The organism is Nonomuraea dietziae (assembly GCF_014195505.1).
In the GTDB taxonomy this organism is placed as follows: Bacteria; Actinomycetota; Actinomycetes; order Streptosporangiales; family Streptosporangiaceae; genus Nonomuraea; species Nonomuraea roseola.
The window spans coordinates 4,970,184-4,989,039 of sequence record NZ_JACIBV010000001.1 but is presented as its reverse complement, the minus strand read 5'-3'; the positions used below and the strand labels follow the sequence as shown (position 1 = coordinate 4,989,039).

General features: G+C 70.1%; 22 protein-coding genes. 15 read left to right on the top strand and 7 right to left on the bottom strand.

Annotated features, from left to right (window positions below; genetic code table 11):
* The first annotated feature begins 6 nt into the window (after positions 1-6).
* Genes FHR33_RS23690 through FHR33_RS23675 form a run of 4 tightly spaced genes read left to right on the top strand, consistent with a single transcriptional unit; the run spans position 7 to position 3,507 of the window.
* Entirely contained in the window at positions 7-933 is a 927-nt protein-coding gene (locus FHR33_RS23690; protein WP_183651659.1) for an ABC transporter permease, read from the top strand.
* A complete protein-coding gene (locus FHR33_RS23685) occupies positions 930-1,769 on the top strand; it encodes an ABC transporter permease (protein ID WP_183651657.1) in 840 nt (279 codons plus the stop codon). Before FHR33_RS23690 ends, FHR33_RS23685 begins: the two co-directional genes overlap by 4 nt.
* A complete protein-coding gene (locus FHR33_RS23680) occupies positions 1,769-2,725 on the top strand; it encodes an ABC transporter ATP-binding protein (protein WP_183651654.1) in 957 nt (318 codons plus the stop codon). Before FHR33_RS23685 ends, FHR33_RS23680 begins: the two co-directional genes overlap by 1 nt.
* Entirely contained in the window at positions 2,719-3,507 is a 789-nt protein-coding gene (locus tag FHR33_RS23675; protein WP_183651651.1) for an ABC transporter ATP-binding protein, read from the top strand. The genes FHR33_RS23680 and FHR33_RS23675 overlap by 7 nt, the downstream gene beginning before the upstream one ends.
* 84 nt (positions 3,508-3,591) lie before the next feature.
* Here FHR33_RS23675 and FHR33_RS23670 read toward each other — a convergent pair whose 3' ends face one another.
* Positions 3,592-4,158 carry an LURP-one-related family protein gene (locus FHR33_RS23670; RefSeq protein ID WP_183651648.1) on the bottom strand — a complete coding sequence of 189 codons (567 nt, stop codon included), beginning with the start codon at positions 4,156-4,158 and terminating at the stop codon, positions 3,592-3,594.
* A gap of 45 nt (positions 4,159-4,203) precedes the next feature.
* Here FHR33_RS23670 and FHR33_RS23665 point away from each other — a divergent pair, with 45 nt between their 5' ends.
* The 3 genes from FHR33_RS23665 to lipB all read left to right on the top strand — a co-directional run bounded on the left by FHR33_RS23665 (position 4,204) and on the right by lipB (position 5,612).
* On the top strand, positions 4,204-4,713 hold the full coding sequence (locus tag FHR33_RS23665) for an HAD domain-containing protein (protein WP_183651645.1): 510 nt from the start codon (positions 4,204-4,206) through the stop codon (positions 4,711-4,713).
* 61 nt (positions 4,714-4,774) lie between these two features.
* Positions 4,775-4,957 (top strand): PspC domain-containing protein, encoded by a 183-nt coding sequence (locus tag FHR33_RS23660; RefSeq protein ID WP_183651642.1) that lies wholly within the window; start codon positions 4,775-4,777, stop codon positions 4,955-4,957.
* A 19-nt stretch (positions 4,958-4,976) separates the two neighbouring features.
* A complete protein-coding gene (gene lipB / locus FHR33_RS23655; protein WP_183651639.1) occupies positions 4,977-5,612 on the top strand; it encodes a lipoyl(octanoyl) transferase LipB in 636 nt (211 codons plus the stop codon).
* On the opposite strand, the gene FHR33_RS23650 is transcribed toward lipB, so the two are convergent.
* The 4 genes from FHR33_RS23650 to FHR33_RS23635 form a co-directional block, all read right to left on the bottom strand.
* Positions 5,609-5,995 (bottom strand): type II toxin-antitoxin system VapC family toxin, encoded by a 387-nt coding sequence (locus FHR33_RS23650; RefSeq protein WP_183651636.1) that lies wholly within the window; start codon positions 5,993-5,995, stop codon positions 5,609-5,611. The genes lipB and FHR33_RS23650 overlap by 4 nt on opposite strands.
* Positions 5,992-6,219: a FitA-like ribbon-helix-helix domain-containing protein gene (locus tag FHR33_RS23645; RefSeq protein WP_183651633.1), complete on the bottom strand. Its 228-nt coding sequence runs from the start codon at positions 6,217-6,219 to the stop codon at positions 5,992-5,994. The genes FHR33_RS23650 and FHR33_RS23645 overlap by 4 nt, the downstream gene beginning before the upstream one ends.
* 66 nt (positions 6,220-6,285) lie before the next feature.
* Complete coding sequence (locus tag FHR33_RS23640; RefSeq protein WP_183651630.1) at positions 6,286-7,800, bottom strand: amino acid permease; 1,515 nt, start codon at positions 7,798-7,800, stop codon at positions 6,286-6,288.
* Positions 7,801-7,818: 18 nt separating this feature from the next.
* Positions 7,819-8,703 (bottom strand): phosphotransferase, encoded by an 885-nt coding sequence (locus tag FHR33_RS23635; RefSeq protein WP_183651627.1) that lies wholly within the window; start codon positions 8,701-8,703, stop codon positions 7,819-7,821.
* A 57-nt stretch (positions 8,704-8,760) separates the two neighbouring features.
* On the opposite strand from FHR33_RS23635, the gene FHR33_RS23630 reads away from it, so the two are divergent.
* The 6 genes from FHR33_RS23630 to FHR33_RS23605 all read left to right on the top strand — a co-directional run bounded on the left by FHR33_RS23630 (position 8,761) and on the right by FHR33_RS23605 (position 15,591).
* Positions 8,761-11,241 carry a GcvT family protein gene (locus tag FHR33_RS23630; RefSeq protein WP_183651624.1) on the top strand — a complete coding sequence of 827 codons (2,481 nt, stop codon included), beginning with the start codon at positions 8,761-8,763 and terminating at the stop codon, positions 11,239-11,241.
* 274 nt (positions 11,242-11,515) lie between these two features.
* A complete protein-coding gene (locus FHR33_RS23625; RefSeq protein WP_312895690.1) occupies positions 11,516-11,923 on the top strand; it encodes a GntR family transcriptional regulator in 408 nt (135 codons plus the stop codon).
* Positions 11,920-12,741 carry an ATP-binding cassette domain-containing protein gene (locus FHR33_RS23620; RefSeq protein WP_183651621.1) on the top strand — a complete coding sequence of 274 codons (822 nt, stop codon included), beginning with the start codon at positions 11,920-11,922 and terminating at the stop codon, positions 12,739-12,741. Before FHR33_RS23625 ends, FHR33_RS23620 begins: the two co-directional genes overlap by 4 nt.
* Positions 12,738-13,667, top strand: a complete 930-nt coding sequence (locus FHR33_RS23615) for an ABC-2 membrane transporter-related protein (protein WP_183651618.1) — start codon at positions 12,738-12,740, stop codon at positions 13,665-13,667. The genes FHR33_RS23620 and FHR33_RS23615 overlap by 4 nt, the downstream gene beginning before the upstream one ends.
* A gap of 302 nt (positions 13,668-13,969) precedes the next feature.
* Positions 13,970-15,196, top strand: a complete 1,227-nt coding sequence (locus tag FHR33_RS23610) for an MFS transporter (protein WP_183651615.1) — start codon at positions 13,970-13,972, stop codon at positions 15,194-15,196.
* 125 nt (positions 15,197-15,321) lie between these two features.
* Complete coding sequence (locus FHR33_RS23605) at positions 15,322-15,591, top strand: heavy-metal-associated domain-containing protein (RefSeq protein ID WP_183651612.1); 270 nt, start codon at positions 15,322-15,324, stop codon at positions 15,589-15,591.
* Between the two features lie 57 nt (positions 15,592-15,648).
* On the opposite strand, the gene FHR33_RS23600 is transcribed toward FHR33_RS23605, so the two are convergent.
* Positions 15,649-16,095, bottom strand: a complete 447-nt coding sequence (locus FHR33_RS23600) for a MarR family winged helix-turn-helix transcriptional regulator (protein ID WP_183651610.1) — start codon at positions 16,093-16,095, stop codon at positions 15,649-15,651.
* Between the two features lie 96 nt (positions 16,096-16,191).
* On the opposite strand from FHR33_RS23600, the gene wrbA reads away from it, so the two are divergent.
* Positions 16,192-16,794: an NAD(P)H:quinone oxidoreductase gene (wrbA, locus tag FHR33_RS23595; protein ID WP_183651608.1), complete on the top strand. Its 603-nt coding sequence runs from the start codon at positions 16,192-16,194 to the stop codon at positions 16,792-16,794.
* A gap of 16 nt (positions 16,795-16,810) precedes the next feature.
* Here wrbA and FHR33_RS23590 read toward each other — a convergent pair whose 3' ends face one another.
* Positions 16,811-17,164, bottom strand: coding sequence for a DUF2809 domain-containing protein (locus tag FHR33_RS23590; RefSeq protein WP_183651606.1), 354 nt, complete (start codon positions 17,162-17,164; stop codon positions 16,811-16,813).
* A 21-nt stretch (positions 17,165-17,185) separates the two neighbouring features.
* Here FHR33_RS23590 and FHR33_RS23585 point away from each other — a divergent pair, with 21 nt between their 5' ends.
* Positions 17,186-18,823 carry an ABC-F family ATP-binding cassette domain-containing protein gene (locus FHR33_RS23585; RefSeq protein ID WP_183651604.1) on the top strand — a complete coding sequence of 546 codons (1,638 nt, stop codon included), beginning with the start codon at positions 17,186-17,188 and terminating at the stop codon, positions 18,821-18,823.
* Positions 18,824-18,856: the final 33 nt, after the last annotated feature.

The following is an 18,856-nucleotide window of genomic DNA, read 5'->3' as shown; positions in this document are numbered from 1 at the left end:
GCTGACATGGTGACACGCGTGGCCCGCAAGGTGGCGGGCCTGGTGGCGACCTTGCTGGCCACGTCGTTCGTGATCTTCGGGGCCGCCTACGCCGCCCCCGGCGATCCCGTCACGTTCCTGGCGGGCGGCAAGGAGAACCTCACCCCCGAGTACCTCGCGGCGATCAGGGCGCAGTACCACCTGGACGACCCCTTCCTCGTGCAGTACCTCAGGTGGCTCGGCGACGCGGTCACCGGCGACCTCGGCCGCTCGCTGAAGTACAACGACCAGGTGGGCGACCTGCTGACGGCCAGGGTGCCGACCACGCTCGGGCTGGTGGCCTACGCGGCGGTGCTGTTCGTGGTGTTCGGCGTCGCGCTCGGCGTGCTGGCCGCCGTGCGCGGCGGCCGCACCGACGCGGCGGTCGTGGCCGGCACCACGTTCGCCACCTCGGTGCCGCCGTTCGTGGCGGCCACCGCGCTGATCTCACTGTTCGGCGTGCAGCTCGGCTGGTTCCCCGTCGGCGGCGGAGGGTCGCTGTGGCACCTCACGCTGCCGGCGATCACGCTGGCGCTCGGCGCGCTCGCCATCATCAGCAGGGTGACCCGCCAGGCGATGGTCGAGCAGCGCGAGCTCGACCACGTCACCGTCGCCCGCGCCTCGGGGCTGTCCGAGCGGCTGATCGTGGTCCGCCACGTCTTCCGCGGCGCGCTCGGGCCCATCGTCACGATGTGCGGCTTGGTCACCGCGGGCCTGCTCGCGGGCACGGTGACCGTCGAGAGCGCCTTCCAGCTGAGCGGCGTCGGCACGCTGCTGGTGGGTGCGATCAACACCCACGACTTCCCCGTGACCCAGGCGGTGCTGCTGCTCATGGTCACCGCCTACATCGCGGTCACCACGCTGGTCGAGCTCGTCCAGCCGCTGATCGACCCGCGAGCGAGGAGCAGGTCATGACCCTTGTCGCGACCACCATGCCCGCGGCCAGGCGACCGCTGGGCTTCCAGCTCGCCGCCGCCTTCCTCGTGCTCGTCGTGGCGGGGGCGGCGCTGGCCCCCGTGGCCGCGCCGTACGCGCCCGACGCCGTCGACTTCGCCGCGACGCTGTCCCCGATGTCGCCCGCGCACCTGCTCGGAGCCGACCAGTCGGGTCGCGACCTGCTCTCCAGAATCCTGTACGGCGCGCAGACCTCGCTGATCGGCCCGCTCGCGCTGCTGGCCATCGCCTCGGTGCTCGGCGTCGCGCTCGGCACCGCGGCCGCCTGGTGGCGCGGCTGGGTCGACGCGCTGGTCTCGCGGGTTACCGACGTGATGTACGCCTTCCCCGGGCTGCTGTTCGTGGTGCTGGTCGTGGCGGTCTTCGGCAACGGCGTCACCACGGCGGTCGTCGCGCTCGGCCTGGCCTACACGCCGACGATCGCCAAGTACACCAGGGCGATCGCCGTCACCGAGTGCGCCAAGCCGTACATCGACGCCTACCGGGTGCAGGGCATGAGCGGGTTCACGATCTGTGTGCGCTACCTGGTGCCCAACATGGCCCGCGCGATCGTCGGCTACCTCGTCGTGCTGTTCGGCGAGGGGCTGATGAGCCTGGCCACGCTGAGCTTCCTGGGCTTCGGCGCGCAGCCGCCCTCCTCCGACTGGGGCCTGATGGTCAAGGAGGGGCAGGCGGCGATGGTGCAGGGCGCCTTCCTGCCCGTGCTCGTCCCCGGCGCGGCGATCGCGCTGGTCGTCGTGTCGTTCAACGTGATCGGGGTCAGGCTCGCTGACCGGCTGGCCGCGAGGAGACCGTGATGCTGCTGGAGATCAGGAATCTCACGATCGAGGCGGGCGGCAACCGGCCGATCCTGCGCGACGTGGCGTTGAGCGTGGCTCGCGGCGAGGTCGTCGGGCTGGTCGGCGAGTCGGGCTCGGGCAAGTCCACGATCGCCCGCGCGGTGCTCAGGTTGCTTCCGCAGAACGCGGCGGCGCGTGGCCAGGTGCTGGTCGAGGGCCAGGACGTGCTCTCGCTCGACGACGGGGGGCTGCGCTCGCTACGGGCCGCCACGGTGTCGATGATCTACCAGGATCCGCGCTCGTCGCTGAACCCGGTGCGCAGGATCGGCGACTTCCTCACCGAGCGCATGGTCCACACGCTGGGCCGCGGCAGGAAGGAGGCGCGCGGGCGGGCGCTCGAACTGCTGGCCGCCGTCGGCATGCGCGACCCCGAGCTGCGCATGCGGCAGTACCCGCACGAGCTGTCCGGCGGCATGCTCCAGCGGGTGGTGATCGCCGCGGCCCTGGCGGCCGACCCCGCGCTGCTGCTGGCCGACGAGGCCACCAGCGCGCTCGACGTCACCACCCAGGCCGAGACGCTGGCGCTGCTGCGCGGCGTGCAGGCCGAGCGCGAGCTCGGCATGCTGTTCATCACCCACGACCTGCACCTGGCCGCCGCCTACTGCGACCGGATCTACGTGCTCTACGCCGGAACCGTGGTGGAGTCGCGGCCCGCGTCCGCGCTGTTCGCCGATCCCCGCCACCCCTACACGGCAGGGCTGCTGGCCTGCACCCCCGAGCTGGGCGACCCCCGGCCGATCAAACCGATTCCCGGCAGGCCGCCCTCGCTCGACGACGCCTTCGCCGGCTGCCCCTTCGCGCCCAGGTGCGCGCACGCCGTGGCGGCCTGCGCCTCCTCGCCTCCGCCGAGCGTGGCGGTCGAGGGCGGCTCGGCGGCCTGTCATCTGATCAAGGAGGAGGCGCCCGCATGCTGACCGTCGAGAGGCTGCGCAAGACCTACCCGGGCACGGTCGCCGCGGACGACGTCTCCTTCTCCCTGCCCAGCGGCGGTGCACTGGGGCTGGTCGGGGAGTCGGGGTCGGGCAAGACGACCGTGGCCCGCATGCTCGTCGGCCTGGTCACACCCGACTCGGGCACCGTCACCGTCGACGGGCGGGTCAGGGAGCCGCGCGAGCGGGGCCGTACGGCGCGGCTGCGCAGGGCCCGCGAGATCCAGATGGTCTTCCAGGATCCTTATGTCTCCCTCGACCCCAGGCTCAGCGCCGCCGAGTGCCTGCACGCGGTGCTCAGGCTGCACGGCAAGGACCGTTCGCGCGCGGCGGCCCTGCTCGACCAGGTCGGGCTGGGCAGCCGCGAGGCGGGCGCACGGCCCCACCAGCTCAGCGGTGGGCAGCGCCAGCGGCTCGCCATCGCCAGGGCGCTGGCCGTCGAGCCCTCGGTGCTGGTGCTCGACGAGGCGGTGGCCGCGCTCGACGTCTCCATCCAGGCGCAGATCCTCGACCTGCTGGCCGAGGTCCGCCGCGAGTCGGGGGTGGCGCTGTTGTTCGTCAGCCACGACCTGGCCGTCGTCAGGCACCTGTGCGACGACACGCTGGTGCTGCACAGGGGCAGGGTGGTCGAGAGCGGCCCCGTCGCCCGGGTGCTCGAGGAGCCCGAACACCCCTACACCCGGCTGCTGCTGGCCTCGGTGCCGCAGCCAGGCTGGGATCCTGCCCAGGTCGCCGTCATCAGGAAGGGCATGCCCGCGACGTCATAACCGGTTGGCGAGGTCGGCGCCGTCCGGGGCGTGCCCGCGTGGCGGAGGGCGAGCGCGGCCGGGTGCCCGCCGTCCGCAGGACGGTCAGCGGGATTGGAGGGCGTCGAGCGCGACCGCCATGGCGATCACCAGCCGCCGGTCGGCCCTGGGGTCGCGGATGTCGACGACGTAGCGGTCGCGCAGACCCCACTTCTTGACCACGGAGAAGACCTCGCCGAAGTCGAAGTGGTAGGGCAGCCACGAGAGGGAGTCGACGAACCTGCGCAGCACGCTGACCAGCATGCTGCGCTCCTGCCCCGTGACCGTGGGCAGGCCGGGCTGGTCGAGGTGCCAGGTGGAGCGGATCAGCGACTGGCCGAAGTCCTTGCGGAAGACCCCGATCGGCCGCCCCTCCCCGTCGAAGACGTCGTAGCCGCTGCCGAGGTCGATGATGTTGCGCGCCTTGAAGGAGGCGAGCACCTGGCTTCTGGACTCGTCGGTGTAGAGGGTGACCTGCTCCTTGAGCGTCATCCGCTTCTGCTCGGCGAAGGCCACCATCGGGCCCTCCGAGCCGTCGGGGTTCTCGGCGTGGGCGACATATCGGTTCACCATCATGGTGACTTTCTGGCGGACCAGCAGGCGTTGCTGGTTCTGGAGGGAGTGCAGATCCATGCAAAGCACCATAGAGCCCCACACCATGGTCACTAGTCTGGCTGGGTGAAGCCACTCCTGCTGGTGGACGTCGACGGCGTGCTGAACCCCTTCAGCCGCGCCAGCCCCGACTTCAGACGTTACGAGTGCACGATCGGCCCCGACTCCTACACCGTCCACCTCAACCTCCGCCACGGGGCCAGGCTGATGGAGCTGGCCCTGAAGACCGGATCCGAGCTGGTCTGGGCGACCACGTGGGAGCACAACGCCAACGAGTGGATCGCCCCCCGCCTCGGACTGCCCGAACTGCCCGTGGTGCCCATGACCCCCCGAGGGCCGAGCGAGCGGGGCGAGTCGTTCAAGACGCCCTGCGTCGCCGACTACGTGGACGGCAGGCCGTTCGTCTGGTTCGACGACCACCTGTGGGTGGCCGACGAGGAGTACCTCAGGGGACATCAGGGTGTCGACGAGTTCCTGCTGATCCCGGTGGAGCCGCGCAGGGGCCTGACCCCGCGACATCTGGCGCTGGCCGAGAGATGGCTGACCCTGTCAGGGTTCAATCAGGGTCGCGGATAGGAACGCCCATCCGGGGCAGAGCCGTTGAACAAGGTGAATCGACACCACACGGAGGAGCTCGATGCACCGCTCGAGAGAACACCGAATCATCGCAGGGGTCTGCGGCGGAATCGCCGACCGGCTGGGCCTGCCGCCCACCCTCGTCAGGATCGTGTGGCTGCTGCTCTCGCTGATCCCAGGCCCGCTCTGGATCCTCTACGTCGTCCTCTGGGTCATCATGCCCAACGGCCCTCAGCGTCACTGACGGGTTCTATGCTCGAAGCATGAGGGAACGGTCGCTGACGCTCATCCAGGACGAACTCGTCGACTACGAGAAGGCCATGGAACGCATGGCCGATCTGGTCGCAGAGCGCCAACGCGATGCGCGGCCCGACACGTTGTGGCTGCTCAGCCACCCCTCGGTCTTCACCGTCGGCAGGCGCACACCGCTGCACCACCTGCCCGACCCCACCCGGGGCATCCCCGTGGTGGAGACGGGCAGGGGCGGTCAGCTCACCTACCACGGGCCAGGGCAGCTGGTCGGCTACCTCATCGTCAAGCTGGGGGATGACGAAGGAATCGTCGACTACGTCCGCGAGGTGGAGCTGCGCCTGGTCGAGGCGCTGGCCGCGCTCGGCCTGTCCGCCGAGCGCCGCGACACGCCACCCGGGTCCGAACTGCTCACCGGCGTCTGGACGGTCGAGACGGGCCGCAAGATCGTCTCTATCGGCATGCGCCAGTCGCGCGGCGTCACCAGCCACGGCTTCGCCCTCAACGTCGACGGCGACCTCGAGCCGTGGCACTGGGCGATCCCCTGCGGCATGCCGGAGGCCGACATGACCTCGCTGCTGCGCGAGCGCGGCTCGGCCGACATGAACGAGGTCCGCGCGGTCGTGGCGAAGGCCTTCCAGGCCTCCTAGCGCGGAAACACCCGTACGTCGGCGTCGTGGGCACTGCCTGCGAGCTTTCCGTCGCAGGTGATCAGTAGCGCTTCGAGGGCCTCGGCGAGCGCGAGATAGCAGGCGTCATAGGCGGTGTAGTCATGCCGCAACTCCCACACGCGCTCCGCGAGTCCCTTGATCTCGTAGCGGGAGATTTTCAGGGCGAGGTAGTCGATGCGAGCCTGTTCGGCAGAGGCGGCCGAGAGCTTTCCCCCCAGTGCGAGCCCCCGCAGCGTGGAGAGGACCTCGACGTCCAGAAGGTGAGGGGCGTGGATGCTGCCCTGGAGGGCGTCGAGGAGCTCAACGTCGGCCTCGCGGCCGGTGAGGGCCGCGACCATTGCCGACGAGTCGATGACGATCATCGCCTGCCCTCCGCGACGGCTTCGAGGATGTCGGCCGTCGAGGGGCCGTCGCTACGGTCTCGCGACTTCAAGCGGTTGACGATCTCGGCGTTGGTCGGTCGAGCGGCGAGATCGGCAAGCTCCCTGGCGACGTAGGCGGACAGGGACATTCCGGCTTCCGCCGCCCGTTCCTTGAGGGATTCGGCAACGGCCTCGGGGACGTCGCGAATGTAGAGAGTGGCCATGTCCTCTACGCTAGCAAGCTGCAAGCAAGCATGGGGGTACGGCATGCGTGCCGTACCCCCGATGACTCAGTCGATGGCCTCGTCGACGGTGCGGCGAGGGCCGGTGAACCACTTCCTGGCCGACAGCGTCCACCACAGGGCGATGCCGAGCAGCACCCCGCCCACCGCGAGCGGCGCGTAGTTCACGGCCGTCCAGGTGAAGTCGGCGCTGCCGGGGATCCCCGCGGGCGACAGCGGCATGATGAAGTACACCGAGATGATCGCGATCTCGATGATGGCGATCCAGGCCAGCACCTTGTACTTCGGGCCCAGCGTCCACGGGCCGGGCACGAAGCGGTCGCCCATGCGCAGCCGCAGCCAGATCGGGATGAGGAAGGCCAGGTAGAGGCCGATCACCGCGATCGAGACCACCGCGTAGAAGGCGATGGGCGTGCCGAGCCCCGCAGGGGCGTAGAGCGCGGGCAGCGTGATCAGGCCTGCCACCGCGCACCCTGCGACGATGGCGTTGACCGGGGTCCTGTTGCGGTTGACGCGCGACCACAGCCTCCAGCCTGGCACCGCGCCGTCGCGGGAGAAGGCGTACATCATGCGCGACATCGACGTCACGCAGCTCATCCCGCAGAAGAACTGGCCGATCGTCGAGATGGCGAAGATCGCGGTGGCGAGGTTCGCGGGCAGCGCGGTATCGAAGATCGCGCCGACGAAGCCGAACTGCTTGTTGATCTCGTCGACGTTCGTGGCGGCGAACAGGAAGGCCAGCAGCAGGATCCAGCCGCCGATGGCCGAGTAGAAGATCGAGCGCCACAGGCCCTTGGCCGCGGACATGGCCGCGCCCTGCGTCTCCTCGGAGACGTGCGCGCAGGCGTCGAAGCCGGTGATCGTGTACTGCGTGAGCAGGAAGCCCAGCGGCAGCACGTAGAACCAGAACGAGGAGTCGGAGAAGCCCGAGTTGTTGATCGTCTCGGTGAACACGAAGCCGAGCGTCTGGTGCTCGCTCGGCGCGAAGACCAGGATGGCCACGATGATCGCCGCACCCGCGACGTGCCACCAGACCGAGACGTTCTGCAGCAGCGAGATGAGGCTGTGGCTGAAGACGTTGATCAGCGCGTGCAGCACCAGGACGACGACGAACAGCCCGAACGCCTGGGAGAGCGTGCCCTCCCACGCTCCGCCCGTGAGGCGGTTGAGGGTGATGTTGAGGAAGGTCGCGCAGCCGTAGTCGACGGAGGCGGTCACGGCGATGAGCCCGATGAGGTTGAGCCAGCCGGTGAACCAGCCGTGGATCGGCTTGCCCATCGTGGCGGCCCACCAGTAGATGCCGCCCGCCGTGGGAAAGGCGGAGACCAGCTCCGACATGCAGAAGCCGATGATCAGGATGAAGGCGGAGATCAGCGGCCAGCCCCAGGAGATGGCGATGGGCCCGCCGTTGTTCCATGCCTGGCCGAAGGTGGTGAAGCAGCCGGCCAGGATCGAGATGATGGAGAAGGAGATGGCGAAGTTGGAGAAGCCGCTCCAGGTCCTCGAGAGCTCCTGCTTGTAGCCGAGCTCGGCGAGCCGCCTGGAATCCTCGTCTAAGGTCATGGGTCTCCTTGGGGGGTGTCAGTGCCTCCGGACGTCGTCGATCAGACGGCCGACGCCGTCCAGGTCTCGTAGGGCTCGCGCGAACTTCCCCGCGGCCTCGGCCGCGTAGTCGAAGTCGGCCTGCCTGTCGAGCAGGCCGTGGTGGACGGAGAACCACAGCGTCCAGGTCACGTTCGACATGATGTGGAAGAGACGCACGCGCGAGTCGTGCTCGCCTGTGGCGAAGTAGGCCCTGGCCAGGCGCGCGGTCTGGTCGGGGTCCAGGTCCGCCTCCGCGGCGATGTCGCCGAGCTCGAAGGCGGGGTCGTTGTTGCCGGACAGCTGGTAGTCGACGATGCGGATCTCGTCGCCCTGGGCGATGAAGTTCTCGGCCAGCAGATCGTTGTGGCACGGAACGGTGGGAACCGCCGGCATGGCCCGCTCGATGTCGGCCACGGTGGGAAGGATGTCGTCATAGCCGGGCGGGATGGCCAGCCCGTTCGTACGGCAGAGGCGGCGGAAGTCGCGGAGCTTGTCGAAGATCGAGAAGTCGTTGACGAAGCGGGGGCCTGCGTGGAGCGTGCGGCAAGCCGTGGCGATCGCGTCCAGATGACGCGGCACCTGTGCGGCGTTGAGGGTGACGCCGTCGAGATACTCGATGAGCAGGGCGTGGACCTCGGGGAAGTGGTGGATCACCTTCGGCCCTACACCGGTGTCCGCGGCGCGGATGGTGTTCTCGATCTCCTGCTCCATCGGGATGCCCAGCCCGGCCGAGCACACGGCGGGGTCGAGGACGCGCAGCAGCCATCGCTCGCCGTCCCCGGTCTCGACCCTGGCGATCAGATGGCTGAGGCCGCCCTTGATGGGCGTCTGCCTGACCGGCCGCCCGGCCCAGTCGGAGACCAACTCGATCACGTCTGGCATGCGCGACTCCCTTTGGCCTACATTTAGACCATTCCGATCCTGCGGGCAAGGTGTTACATGACTTCTTCGATCATGGGAATACCCGATTCGGCACAGGCGATAGTGATCGGCGGGGGTGTGGCGGGCTGCAGTGTGGCCTACCACCTGGCCCGTCTCGGCTGGCGAGACGTCGTGCTCGTCGAGCAGCACGAACTCACCGAGGGCACCACGTGGCACTCGGCGGGGTTCGTCGGACAGCTCCGCTCCACCGTCACCCAGACCCGCATGATCATGTATTCGGCGGGCCTCTACGCCGAGCTCGCGGAGCTGACGGGGCTCGACCCCGGATGGCACGGGGTGGGCGGCCTGCGCCTCGCGACCACACCCGCCAGGGTGGAGGAGCTGGTACGGCAGGCGGGGGCGGCCGAGACGTACGGGCTGGAGATGTCGCTGCTGTCGGGGCGGCAGACCAACGACCTGATGCCGATGCTCAACGACGAGGACATCCTCGCCTCGCTGTGGCTGCCTGGCGACGGCTGGCTCGACCCCGCGTCGCTGGCCAGGGCGCTGGCGGAGGGGGCGGCCAAGCTTGGCGTGCGCATCGTGACGGGGGTGCGGGTCACCGGGATCGACGTCGCCGACGGGGCCGTCCACGCCGTCCGCCTGGCCGGGGCCGAGGCGCAGGAGTGGACGATCACCGCAGAGACCGTGGTGAACTGCGCGGGAGCGGCGGCCGGCAGGGTGGGCGCGCTGGCGGGGGTGGACGTGCCGATCGTCCCCATCAAGCACCAGTACGTCGTGACCCACCCGGCCGACATCCCCGCCTCCACGCCGACCGTGCGCGACCCCGACAACATCGTCTACTTCCGCGAGCAGGACGGCGGCATCCTGGTCGGCGGTTACATCCGCAGCCCCGAGGTCTGGGACGTCGCCGACCCGCTGGCCGAGCCGAGGCGGCTGTTCGAGCCGAACCTGCCCAAGTTCGGGGAGTCGTGGGCGTCGGCGCGGCACCGGCTGCCGGTCCTCGCCAAGCGCACCACGGACGACTTCGACGAGTCACAGGTGTCGAAGATCGTGCACGGGCCCGAGGCGTTCACCCCCGACGGCGAGTTCCTGCTGGGCGAGACGGCCGTGCGGGGGTTCTGGGTCGCGGCGGGCTTCTGCGTGCACGGGCTGGCGGCGGCCGGCGGCGTCGGCAAGGTGATGGCCGAGTGGATCGTCGAGGGCGTGCCCGAGTACGACCTGTTCGGGATGGACGTGCGCCGCTTCGGCGGCTACGCGGCGTCGGGACGCTGGGCGAGGACGAAGGCGCTCGACTCCTACTCGAAGTACTACGACATCGTCTATCCGGGAGAGGAGCGCACCGCCGCGAGGCCGTTGCGCCGCTCGCCCGCCTGGCCGAGGCACGCCGACCTGCGCGCCTCGTTCGGCGAGAAGGCCGGATGGGAGCGGGTGAACTGGTTGGACTTCGACGCCCCGCCCGCCGAGCCTGCCGCCGCGGTCCCGGAGAGGGACAGAGGCAAGGACGGCAGGCCGCTGGGCTGGGCCGGTCGGGTGTGGTCGCCCGCCGTACGGGAGGAGTGCCTGGCCACCCGCGACGCGGCGGGGCTGTTCGACCAGACCTCGTTCGCCAAGCTGGAGGTCTCGGGTCCGAAGGCGCTCGAGACCCTCCAGCACCTGTGCGCGGGGCAGATCGACAGGAAGGTCGGCGCGGTCGTCTACACCCAGCTGCTCAACCACAGGGGCGGCATCGAGGCCGACCTCACCGTCACCCGCCTCGCGGAGGACCGCTTCCGCCTGGTCACCGGCACCGCGTACGGCACGCACGACGCCGCCTGGCTGCGCCGTCACGGCCTCGACGTCATGGACGTCACGTCCGCGTACGCCTGCTACTGCCTGTGGGGCCCCGAGGCGCCCGCGATCCTGGAGCGGCTGTCCGACGACGACCTGGGCTTCCCCTACCTCCAGGCCAGGCAGATCACCGTCGCCCACGTGCCGGTGCTGGCGCAGCGGGTGACGTTCGTGGGCGAGTACGGCTGGGAGCTCTACTGCCCCGCGGAGTACGGCCTCACCCTGTGGGACGCGCTCGTGGAGGCGGGCCTGCCGTACGGCATGCGACCGGGCGGCTACCGGGCCATCGACTCGATGCGCCTGGAGAAGGGCTATCGCGTCTGGGGGCTGGACATCACCCCCGAGACCACGCCGTACGAGGCGGGGCTGGGCTTCGCCGTCCACGAGGGCAAGGACTTCCTCGGCAAGGAGGCGCTCACGCGCGAGCCCGAGCGGACGCTCCGGTGCCTGGTGCTCGACGACCCTCGGCGGGTGTGCCTGGGTGGCGAGCCCGTCAGGGTCGACGGCGCGCCGGCGAGCAGGGTGACCAGCGGCGGCTACGGCCACAGGGTGGACGCCTCGATCGCCTACGCCTATCTGCGCGGCGCGCCCGAGAACGTGACGGTGGGGGTGGACGGCACGTGGGTGGAGGCCAGGGTCGAGGAGCGCGCGCCGTACGACCCCGGGCACGAGCGCGTCAGGTCACGTCCAGCACGATCTTCCCCCTGATCCTTCCCGCGAAGAGCGCGTCGGCGGCCTCGCCGACGCGCGCAACATCGCGCTGTTCGCCGCGCACGAGCGGGCCTGCGCGGAGGACGAGTACGCCGACCCCACCTACCCGCGGTGGCACGCCCACGTCACCCGGCTGATCGCCGAGGCCAAGGCCCGGGCGTGACGCGGACTTCCTCGCCCATGCCATCCTCGGCTCGTTCGACGGGGAGCTGGTTCGTCACCTGGGAGTCGATTTGACTTCCTGAGCCAGCACCCTTTCACTATTCGAATAGTGAAAGGGCGGATAGTGATCGACTTCTATCTCGACAGAGGGTCGGGGGTGTCCACATACCTCCAGCTCGTGCACCAGGTCAAGCAGGCTCTTCGCCTCGGCACGCTGCGTCCTGGCGATCAGCTGCCCACCGCGAAGGAGGTCGTCGAGCGCCTGGCGATCAACCCGAACACCGTGCTCAAGGCCTACCGCGAGCTCGAACGCGAGGGGCTGGTCATCGGCCGTCCCGGCATGGGCACCTTCGTGGAGCGCTCGATCGGCGGCGCGGGCCTGGCCGACCACGCCCGGCTGCGCAGGTCCCTGATGTCCTGGATCGGGCAGGCGCGTGAGGCGGGGCTCGACCAGGACGACCTGCACGCGCTCTTCGGCGCGGCCGTCACCGACTCCTTCCGTGAGGAGAGCGCATGATCGAGGCGAGCGGCCTGAAGATCGGTGGCAGGCTGCGCGACTGCTCCGTCCGCGTGCCGGACGGCAGGGTGGTCGCGCTGGTCGGGCCCAACGGCGCGGGCAAGACGACCTTCCTCCACGTGGTCGTCGGCCTGCTGACCCCCGAGCGCGGCGCCGTCAGGACGGCGGGCGAGGTCGCCTTCGTGGCGCAGGACAAGCCGCTCTACGACGGCTTCAGGGTGGCCGAGATGCTCACCCTCGGCCGCAGGCTCAACACCCGATGGGACGACTCGTACGCGCGCGAGCGCCTGGCCGGCCTCGGCATCCCGCTCGACCGCAAGGTCGGCAGGCTGTCGGGCGGGCAGCAGGCGCAGGTGGCGCTCACGATCGCGCTGGCCAGGCGGCCCGACCTGCTCGTGCTCGACGAGCCGCTCGCCAACCTCGATCCGCTGGCCAGGCACGAGGTCATGCGCTCGCTCATGGGCGCGGTCGCCGAGACGGGGATGAGCGTGGTGATCTCCTCGCACGTGGTCTCCGACCTGGTCGACACCTGTGACTGGCTGATCGTGCTCAACGAGGGGCGGGTGCAGGTCAGCGGCGACATCGACGAGTTGCTGTCGGAGCACAGGATGATGACGGGGCCGCTCGGGCTCTCCCCGAACGCGCACGTGGTGGGCGGCAGCCGTACGGACAAGGAGCAGACGGTGCTGGTGCGCGGCGCGCCCGTGGCCGACCCGCGCTGGCGGGTGCGGGCGGTGAGCCTGGACGACCTGGTGATGGCGTACCTGCGCAGCCCTGAGGCGGCCGCGCTGCCGAGGCTGGAGGGGGTGCGGACGTGATCTGGCTGACCTGGAGGCAGCACAGGGGGCAGCTGCTGGTGACGTTCGGGCTGCTGGCCGCGCTCGGGCTGATGTTCCTGGTGTCGGGGCTTGAGGCGGCGGCCTTCGTCGCCTCGAACGCGGGCCTGGCGCCAGGCGACCTCGACGCGGCGCTGGGGGCGCGCTACGACGCCGTCTACACCGTCTTCGGATGGCTGCCGATCGTGGCTCCCGCGCTGATCGGGGCGTTCTGGGGCGCGCCGCTGCTGGGCAGGGAGTTCGAGCGAGGGACCCACCGGCTGGTCTGGACGCAGGCGGTGCCGGTGCGGCGCTGGCTCGCGGTCAAGCTCGTGGTGCTCGGCGGCCTGGTCGCGCTGGGCGGGCTGGCCATGTCGGCGATGGTGTCGGTGTGGCGGCCGCGGTTCCGCACCGACACCTTCGGAAACGTCGGCATCTTCAACATGCTCGGCGTGGAGCCCGCGGCCTGGTGGCTGTTCGCGTTCATGCTGGGGACGGCGGCGGGGGCGGTGCTGCGCCGCACCCTGGCCGCGATGGCGGTGGTCGTGGGGGTGCTCGCGGTCATGACGTTCGGGCTGTTCACCCTGAGCGACCACTACGCCACGCCGTCCCGGGTGGTGACGGCCGACCAGACCACGGTGACGAGCCAGGACGTGCGGCTGGTGGAGCACGCGTGGCTCGACCCCGCAGGGCGGGAGATCGCCGAGACGCCCCCTGGCGCGTGCCCTCGCGGCGTCGACGCGGGGAGGAACGACAGCGCGCGGACCGCCTACGAGGAGTGCCTGATCGGCAAGGGGTACCGGCACGTGGTCTACTTCCACGGGCATGACCGGTTCTGGCGCTTCCAGCTCATCGACGCGGCGATCCTGCTCGCCGGGGCCGCGGGGCTGGGGCTGGTCACCGTCCGCGCTGTCCGCAGGGCCTCCTGAGGGGGCCGCGTCGTCCTGGGAAGGTCCGAGTACGGCTGGCGGTCGGCCAGCCGTACGAGGTGGTTACCGGTGGCGATGGGCCACCGGTCAGGTCCAGGAGACGCCGCGCTGCACGGTGCCACCCCCTTCCCCTTGGACGCGGTGCGTGAATCGGATTTATCACTCATTATGGTGATAAATTGATCTACGCCGCGTTCGTAATGATCTGAAATTGTTTGCGGTATTTCAAGCCTTGATCTCATCAGGGGATCTTGTTACGTTGCAACCGTTTTGCGATCTATGGACGCGGGTGGCGAAGATCCATGGCCGGAACGGTGAAGCCCTCAGAGAGCACCGACCAGTCCGTGGGATTCCGCGACGTCTTCGCCGTCGCGGAATATCGCCGCCTCTGGAGCGCCACCGTCATCTCCGAGCTGGGCGACCAGCTGGCCAGGGTGGCCGTCGTCATCCTCGTCTACCAGCGCACGTCCTCGGCCTGGCTGACCGCGCTCTCCTACGCCATCAGCTATCTCCCCGCGATTATGGGAGGCTCGCTGCTGGCCGTTCTCGCCGACCGATATCCGCGCAGAAACGTGATGGTCTCAGCGGACCTGCTGCGCGCGATTCTCGTGCTTCTCCTCGCGATTCCCGCGATGCCGCTCGTCGTGCTCTACCTGCTGCTCTTCGCCGTCCAGGCGCTCGAATCGCCCGCCCGCGCGGCGCGGGCCGCCATCCTGCCGCAGATGCTGGCGGGGGAGCGTTACACCGTCGGGGTCGCCGCCTACCACGTCACCAACCAGTTCACCTATGTCGCGGGCTTCCTGGTGGGCGGCCTCGTCGTCGTGGCGACGGGGCCGAGGCTCGCCTTCGCCATCGACGCCGCGACCTTCCTCGTCTCGGCGCTCATCGTCGCCAGGCTGGGCGCGTACGCTCCCGCCGAGCCAGAGCGGGCCGCCAAGGCCCGCCTGCGCGACAGGGTCAGGACGATCACGGCCAGGCCCCGCCTGCGCTGGCTGGCCATGCTGGCGATGCTGGCGGCCTTCTCCATGACGCCGCTGGCGCTGGCCGTCCCGTACGGCAGGCAGATCGGCCTCGACGAGGATCTGTCGAGTCTGCTCATGGCCGCCATCCCCGCCGGATACGTGGCCGGCACTTTCGTGCTGACCAGGCGGGTCAGGCCGCAGGCGCGACCACGCCTGCTCGGGCCGATGGCGCTGGCGAGCTTCCTGCCCCTCATGGGCGCGGCCCTCGTGCCGCCGCTGCCGGTGATGCTGGCGCTGCTCGTGGTGTGCGGGGCGCTCACCGCCTACCAGGTCGTGGCCAACGCCGAGTTCGTCGCCCTGGTCCCCGACGAGCAGCGAGGTGGCGCGATCGGCGTCGTCGCGGCCACCCTGACGGCCGTACAGGGCCTGGCGATGGTGGTGGCGGGGGTGGTGGCCGAGTTCGCGGGCGCCGGCGGCGCCATCGCGATCTTCGGCGCGTCGGGCGCTCTCGCGGCCCTGCTCCTGCTGAGGGCCGCGGGCTCCCGCGCGGAGGTCGTGGCGGGCTGAGGACGCGCCGGGCGGCACGAGCCCGTCGAAGTCGGCGACCCGGACGTCGTCGTTCACCGCGCCACACAAACCCCTGGGGGGTATATAGTGAGCGATACGAGCTTCCGAGCTGTGAGGAGAGACTGATGACCGTCACGACGTACCAGGTCGAGGGTATGACCTGTGGCCACTGTGTCAGCTCGGTGACCGCCGAGGTCGGCAAGGTGGCAGGGGTCAGCGAGGTGCAGGTGGACCTGGCGAGCAAGGCCGTCACCGTGACCAGCGCGGCGCCGTTGGACGACGCGCTGGTGCTGGCCGCCGTCACCGAGGCGGGCTACGAGCTGGCAGGCCGTACCGAGAGGGTCATGCTGGCGCAGGCGGGCGGTTCGTGCTGCGGCTCCGGCGGCTGCCACTGACCGTCGCCGTCTCGCGAAGGGCCGCGCATCCAGGAGATGCGCGGCCCTTCGCGCGTTCTACCGGGTCAGATGGCTGAGCAGCACCCTGCTGATGTCGCCGAGCTGCGTGAGCTGCTCCGGGGTGAGCGGGTCGACGAGATGTTCGCGCACGCTCGCCACGTGCCCGGGGGCGGCCGCCTCCAGCGCCGCCTGCCCCTTGTCGGTGAGGACCGCCAGCCAGCCCCTGCGGTCGCCGGCGAAGTGCTCACGCCGTACCCATCCCGCCTCCTCCAGCTTGTTGACGGCATGGGAGATCCGGCTCGGCTTGGAGTTGGTCCACTTGGCCAGATCGCTCATCCGCGCCGTGCGCTCGGGCGCGCCGGACAGCAGGACCAGCAGTTCGTAGTAGGTGATCGGCATGCCCCCCTGTGCCTGCATGTCGCGGTCGAGCCTGTCGACCAGCAGCCGTGAGGCCATGCCGAAGGCCTGCCAGGTGCTCTGCTCGTCCTCGGTCAGCCATCTCATGCCCTCAAACCTATCACGCTGAATAGTTGCGCACTGGAATACCTCGATGTACTGTCGTCCTCAATAGTCCAGTACTGAACTACTCGGGAGTGCGACATGACCAACCTCGCTGTCATCTACTACTCCTCCACCGGCACCATCACCGCCATCGCCAGGGAGATGGCCGCGGCCGCGGAGGCGGCGGGCGCCTCGGTACGGCTGCGCAGGGTCGCCGAGCTGGCTCCGCAGGCGGCGATCGACTCGGTCCCCGGATGGGCGGAGAACGTCGCGGCGACCTCGGACATCCCCGTGGCGACGCCCGACGACATGGTGTGGGCCGACGCGGTGATCTTCGGGACGCCGACGCGGTTCGGCAACGTGGCCTCGCAGGTGAAGCAGTTCATCGACACGCTCGGCGGGCTGCAGTACCAGGGGCTGCTGGCCGACAAGGTCTACAGCGGCTTCACCTCGACCGCGACCGCGCACGGCGGGCACGAGTCGACCCTGCTGGCGCTGGGCAACACCTTCCACCACTTCGGCGGGATCATCGTGCCGCCCGGCTACACCGACCCCGTCCACGCCAACCCCTACGGCGTCTCGCACCACACGGCGAACGGCACGATCCCCGTCGGGGAGGAGACGCTGGCGGCGGCGCGCGCCCAGGCCGTCCGCGTGGTCCGCTTCGCCTCCGCGCTCTCCCGGGTAGGGCAGGCGGCCTGACCGCGCGCGTGCCGCCTCAGGGCGCGGCCGGGGACTTCCGCCCTGACCTGCTTCGCAGGGTGAGGTCGAAGGCGAGGACCCCCGCCGCGCCCACGGCGTACCAGAACAGGTCAGGCGGGTTGAAGGTGCTGCCCAGCACCGGTGCCAGGACCCTCGGCAGGTCCAGCAGCTGGGCGAACTCGATCGCCCAGCTCGCGGCCAGAGCGATCAGGGCCGCCACCGCCGGCCTCGCCCTCGGCGCGACGAACAGCACGACCCAGTACAGCAGCACCGTGTAGAAGGCGTCCCCCGCGTACTTCGACAGCGGCCTCGTCGCCAGCCCCAGGATGATCGTTACGGCGGCGAAAATCGCGATGCGGGAGCGCGGCATGCGATTACGCTAGCGGTTGATATGAGTGCAACTCTTGTTGGAAAAGGTCTTGCCGCAGGTCATGGGGGGCGAGTCCTGTTCTCCGAGCTCGACCTGGTCGTCGCCCCCTCCGATGTCATCGGCCTCGTCGGCGTCAACGGAGCGGGGAAGTCCACCCTGCTGAGAATGCTCGCGGGCATCGACCAGCCGGAGGGCGGCTCGGTCCGCCTCAACCCGCCCTCGGCCGTCGTCGGCTATCTGCCGCAGGAGCCCGAGCGGCGGCAGGGCGAGACGGTCAGGGAGTTCCTCGCCCGCCGTACCGGGGTCACCGGCGCGCAGCGCGACCTCGACGAGGCGACGCAGGCTCTCGTCGAGTCGCGGCAGGGGGCCGACGACGCCTACAGCCTCGCGCTGGAGCGCTGGCTGTCGCTCGGCGGCGCCGACCTGGAGGAACGCGCCGAGGAGGTGGCCGCCGACCTCGGCCTCATGATCGACCTCGACCAGGCGATGACGTCCCTGTCGGGAGGTCAGGCCGCCCGTGCGGGCCTGGCGTCGCTGCTGCTCAGCCGCTATGACCTGTTCCTGCTGGACGAGCCCACGAACGACCTCGACCTCGATGGCCTCGACCGGCTCGAGGCGTTCGTCAAGGGGCTGCGCGCCGGCACCGTGGTCGTCAGCCACGACCGCGAGTTCCTGGCCAGGACCGCTACGGCCGTCCTCGAGCTCGATCTGGTGCAGCAGCAGGTCCGCCTGTTCGGCGGCGGCTACCAGGCCTACCTGGAGGAGCGCGAGGTCGCCCGCAGGCACGCCCGCGAGCGCTACGAGGAGTACGCCGACACCCGCGCCGACCTGGAGCTGCGCGCCCGCACGCAGCGCGCGTGGATGGAGAAGGGCGTCAAGAACGCCCGCAGGAAGCAGAAGGACAACGACAAGATCGGGCGTAACGCCCGCGTCGAGACGACGGAGAAGCAGGCCGCCAAGCCCCGCCAGACCGAGAAGCTGATCGAGCGGATGGAGGTGGTCGAGGAGCCGCGCAAGGAGTGGGAGCTGCGCATGGAGATCGCGGCCGCTCCACGCGCGGGCGCCGTCGTGGCCACGATGCGTGAAGCGGTGGTCAGGCGTGGGTCCTTCACCCTCGGCCCCGTCGACCTGGAGGTCGGCTGGGCGGAGCGCGTGGCGATCACCGGTGCGAACGGCTCGGGCAAGACGACGCTGCTGGCCGCGATGCTCGGCAAGGTGCCGCTCGACGAGGGCCACGCCGCGCTCGGCCCTGGCGTCGTGGTCGGCGAGGTGGATCAGGCGCGCAGGCGGTTCGAGGGCGAGGAGCCGCTGCTCGGCGTCTTCGGTGAGGCGTCAGGCCTGGTCGAGGCCGAGGCGCGCACGCTGCTGGCGAAGTTCGGGCTGAGGGCCGACCACGTGCTGCGGCCGGCCGCCACGCTCTCGCCGGGCGAGCGGACCCGGGCGGGCCTCGCGCTGCTGCAGGCCAAGGGGGTCAACCTGCTCGTGCTCGACGAGCCGACCAACCATCTCGACCTGGCCGCGATCGAGCAGCTGGAGTCGGCGCTGGCCCACTACTCCGGCACGCTGCTGCTCGTCACACACGACCGCAGGATGCTGGAAGCCGTGCAGGTAGATCGCAGGTTGCGGGTGAAGGACGGTCACGTTTCCGAAGAGGGGTGAAAAATAACATCGCGGATGGAAACGAGAGTGAAA

Coding starts and splice junctions, on each gene's coding strand:
- FHR33_RS23630 (WP_183651624.1), top strand. CDS start 8,761: ATGACTTCTTCGATCATGGGAATACCCGATTCGGCACAGGCGATAGTG.
- FHR33_RS23675 (WP_183651651.1), top strand. CDS start 2,719: ATGCTGACCGTCGAGAGGCTGCGCAAGACCTACCCGGGCACGGTCGCC.
- FHR33_RS23645 (WP_183651633.1), bottom strand. CDS start 6,219: ATGGCCACTCTCTACATTCGCGACGTCCCCGAGGCCGTTGCCGAATCC.
- FHR33_RS23670 (WP_183651648.1), bottom strand. CDS start 4,158: ATGGATCTGCACTCCCTCCAGAACCAGCAACGCCTGCTGGTCCGCCAG.
- FHR33_RS23680 (WP_183651654.1), top strand. CDS start 1,769: ATGCTGCTGGAGATCAGGAATCTCACGATCGAGGCGGGCGGCAACCGG.
- FHR33_RS23685 (WP_183651657.1), top strand. CDS start 930: ATGACCCTTGTCGCGACCACCATGCCCGCGGCCAGGCGACCGCTGGGC.
- FHR33_RS23605 (WP_183651612.1), top strand. CDS start 15,322: ATGACCGTCACGACGTACCAGGTCGAGGGTATGACCTGTGGCCACTGT.
- FHR33_RS23620 (WP_183651621.1), top strand. CDS start 11,920: ATGATCGAGGCGAGCGGCCTGAAGATCGGTGGCAGGCTGCGCGACTGC.
- FHR33_RS23650 (WP_183651636.1), bottom strand. CDS start 5,995: ATGATCGTCATCGACTCGTCGGCAATGGTCGCGGCCCTCACCGGCCGC.
- FHR33_RS23610 (WP_183651615.1), top strand. CDS start 13,970: ATGGCCGGAACGGTGAAGCCCTCAGAGAGCACCGACCAGTCCGTGGGA.
- FHR33_RS23690 (WP_183651659.1), top strand. CDS start 7: ATGGTGACACGCGTGGCCCGCAAGGTGGCGGGCCTGGTGGCGACCTTG.
- FHR33_RS23590 (WP_183651606.1), bottom strand. CDS start 17,164: ATGCCGCGCTCCCGCATCGCGATTTTCGCCGCCGTAACGATCATCCTG.
- FHR33_RS23635 (WP_183651627.1), bottom strand. CDS start 8,703: ATGCCAGACGTGATCGAGTTGGTCTCCGACTGGGCCGGGCGGCCGGTC.
- FHR33_RS23640 (WP_183651630.1), bottom strand. CDS start 7,800: ATGACCTTAGACGAGGATTCCAGGCGGCTCGCCGAGCTCGGCTACAAG.
- wrbA (WP_183651608.1), top strand. CDS start 16,192: ATGACCAACCTCGCTGTCATCTACTACTCCTCCACCGGCACCATCACC.
- FHR33_RS23585 (WP_183651604.1), top strand. CDS start 17,186: ATGAGTGCAACTCTTGTTGGAAAAGGTCTTGCCGCAGGTCATGGGGGG.
- FHR33_RS23600 (WP_183651610.1), bottom strand. CDS start 16,095: ATGAGATGGCTGACCGAGGACGAGCAGAGCACCTGGCAGGCCTTCGGC.
- lipB (WP_183651639.1), top strand. CDS start 4,977: ATGAGGGAACGGTCGCTGACGCTCATCCAGGACGAACTCGTCGACTAC.
- FHR33_RS23660 (WP_183651642.1), top strand. CDS start 4,775: ATGCACCGCTCGAGAGAACACCGAATCATCGCAGGGGTCTGCGGCGGA.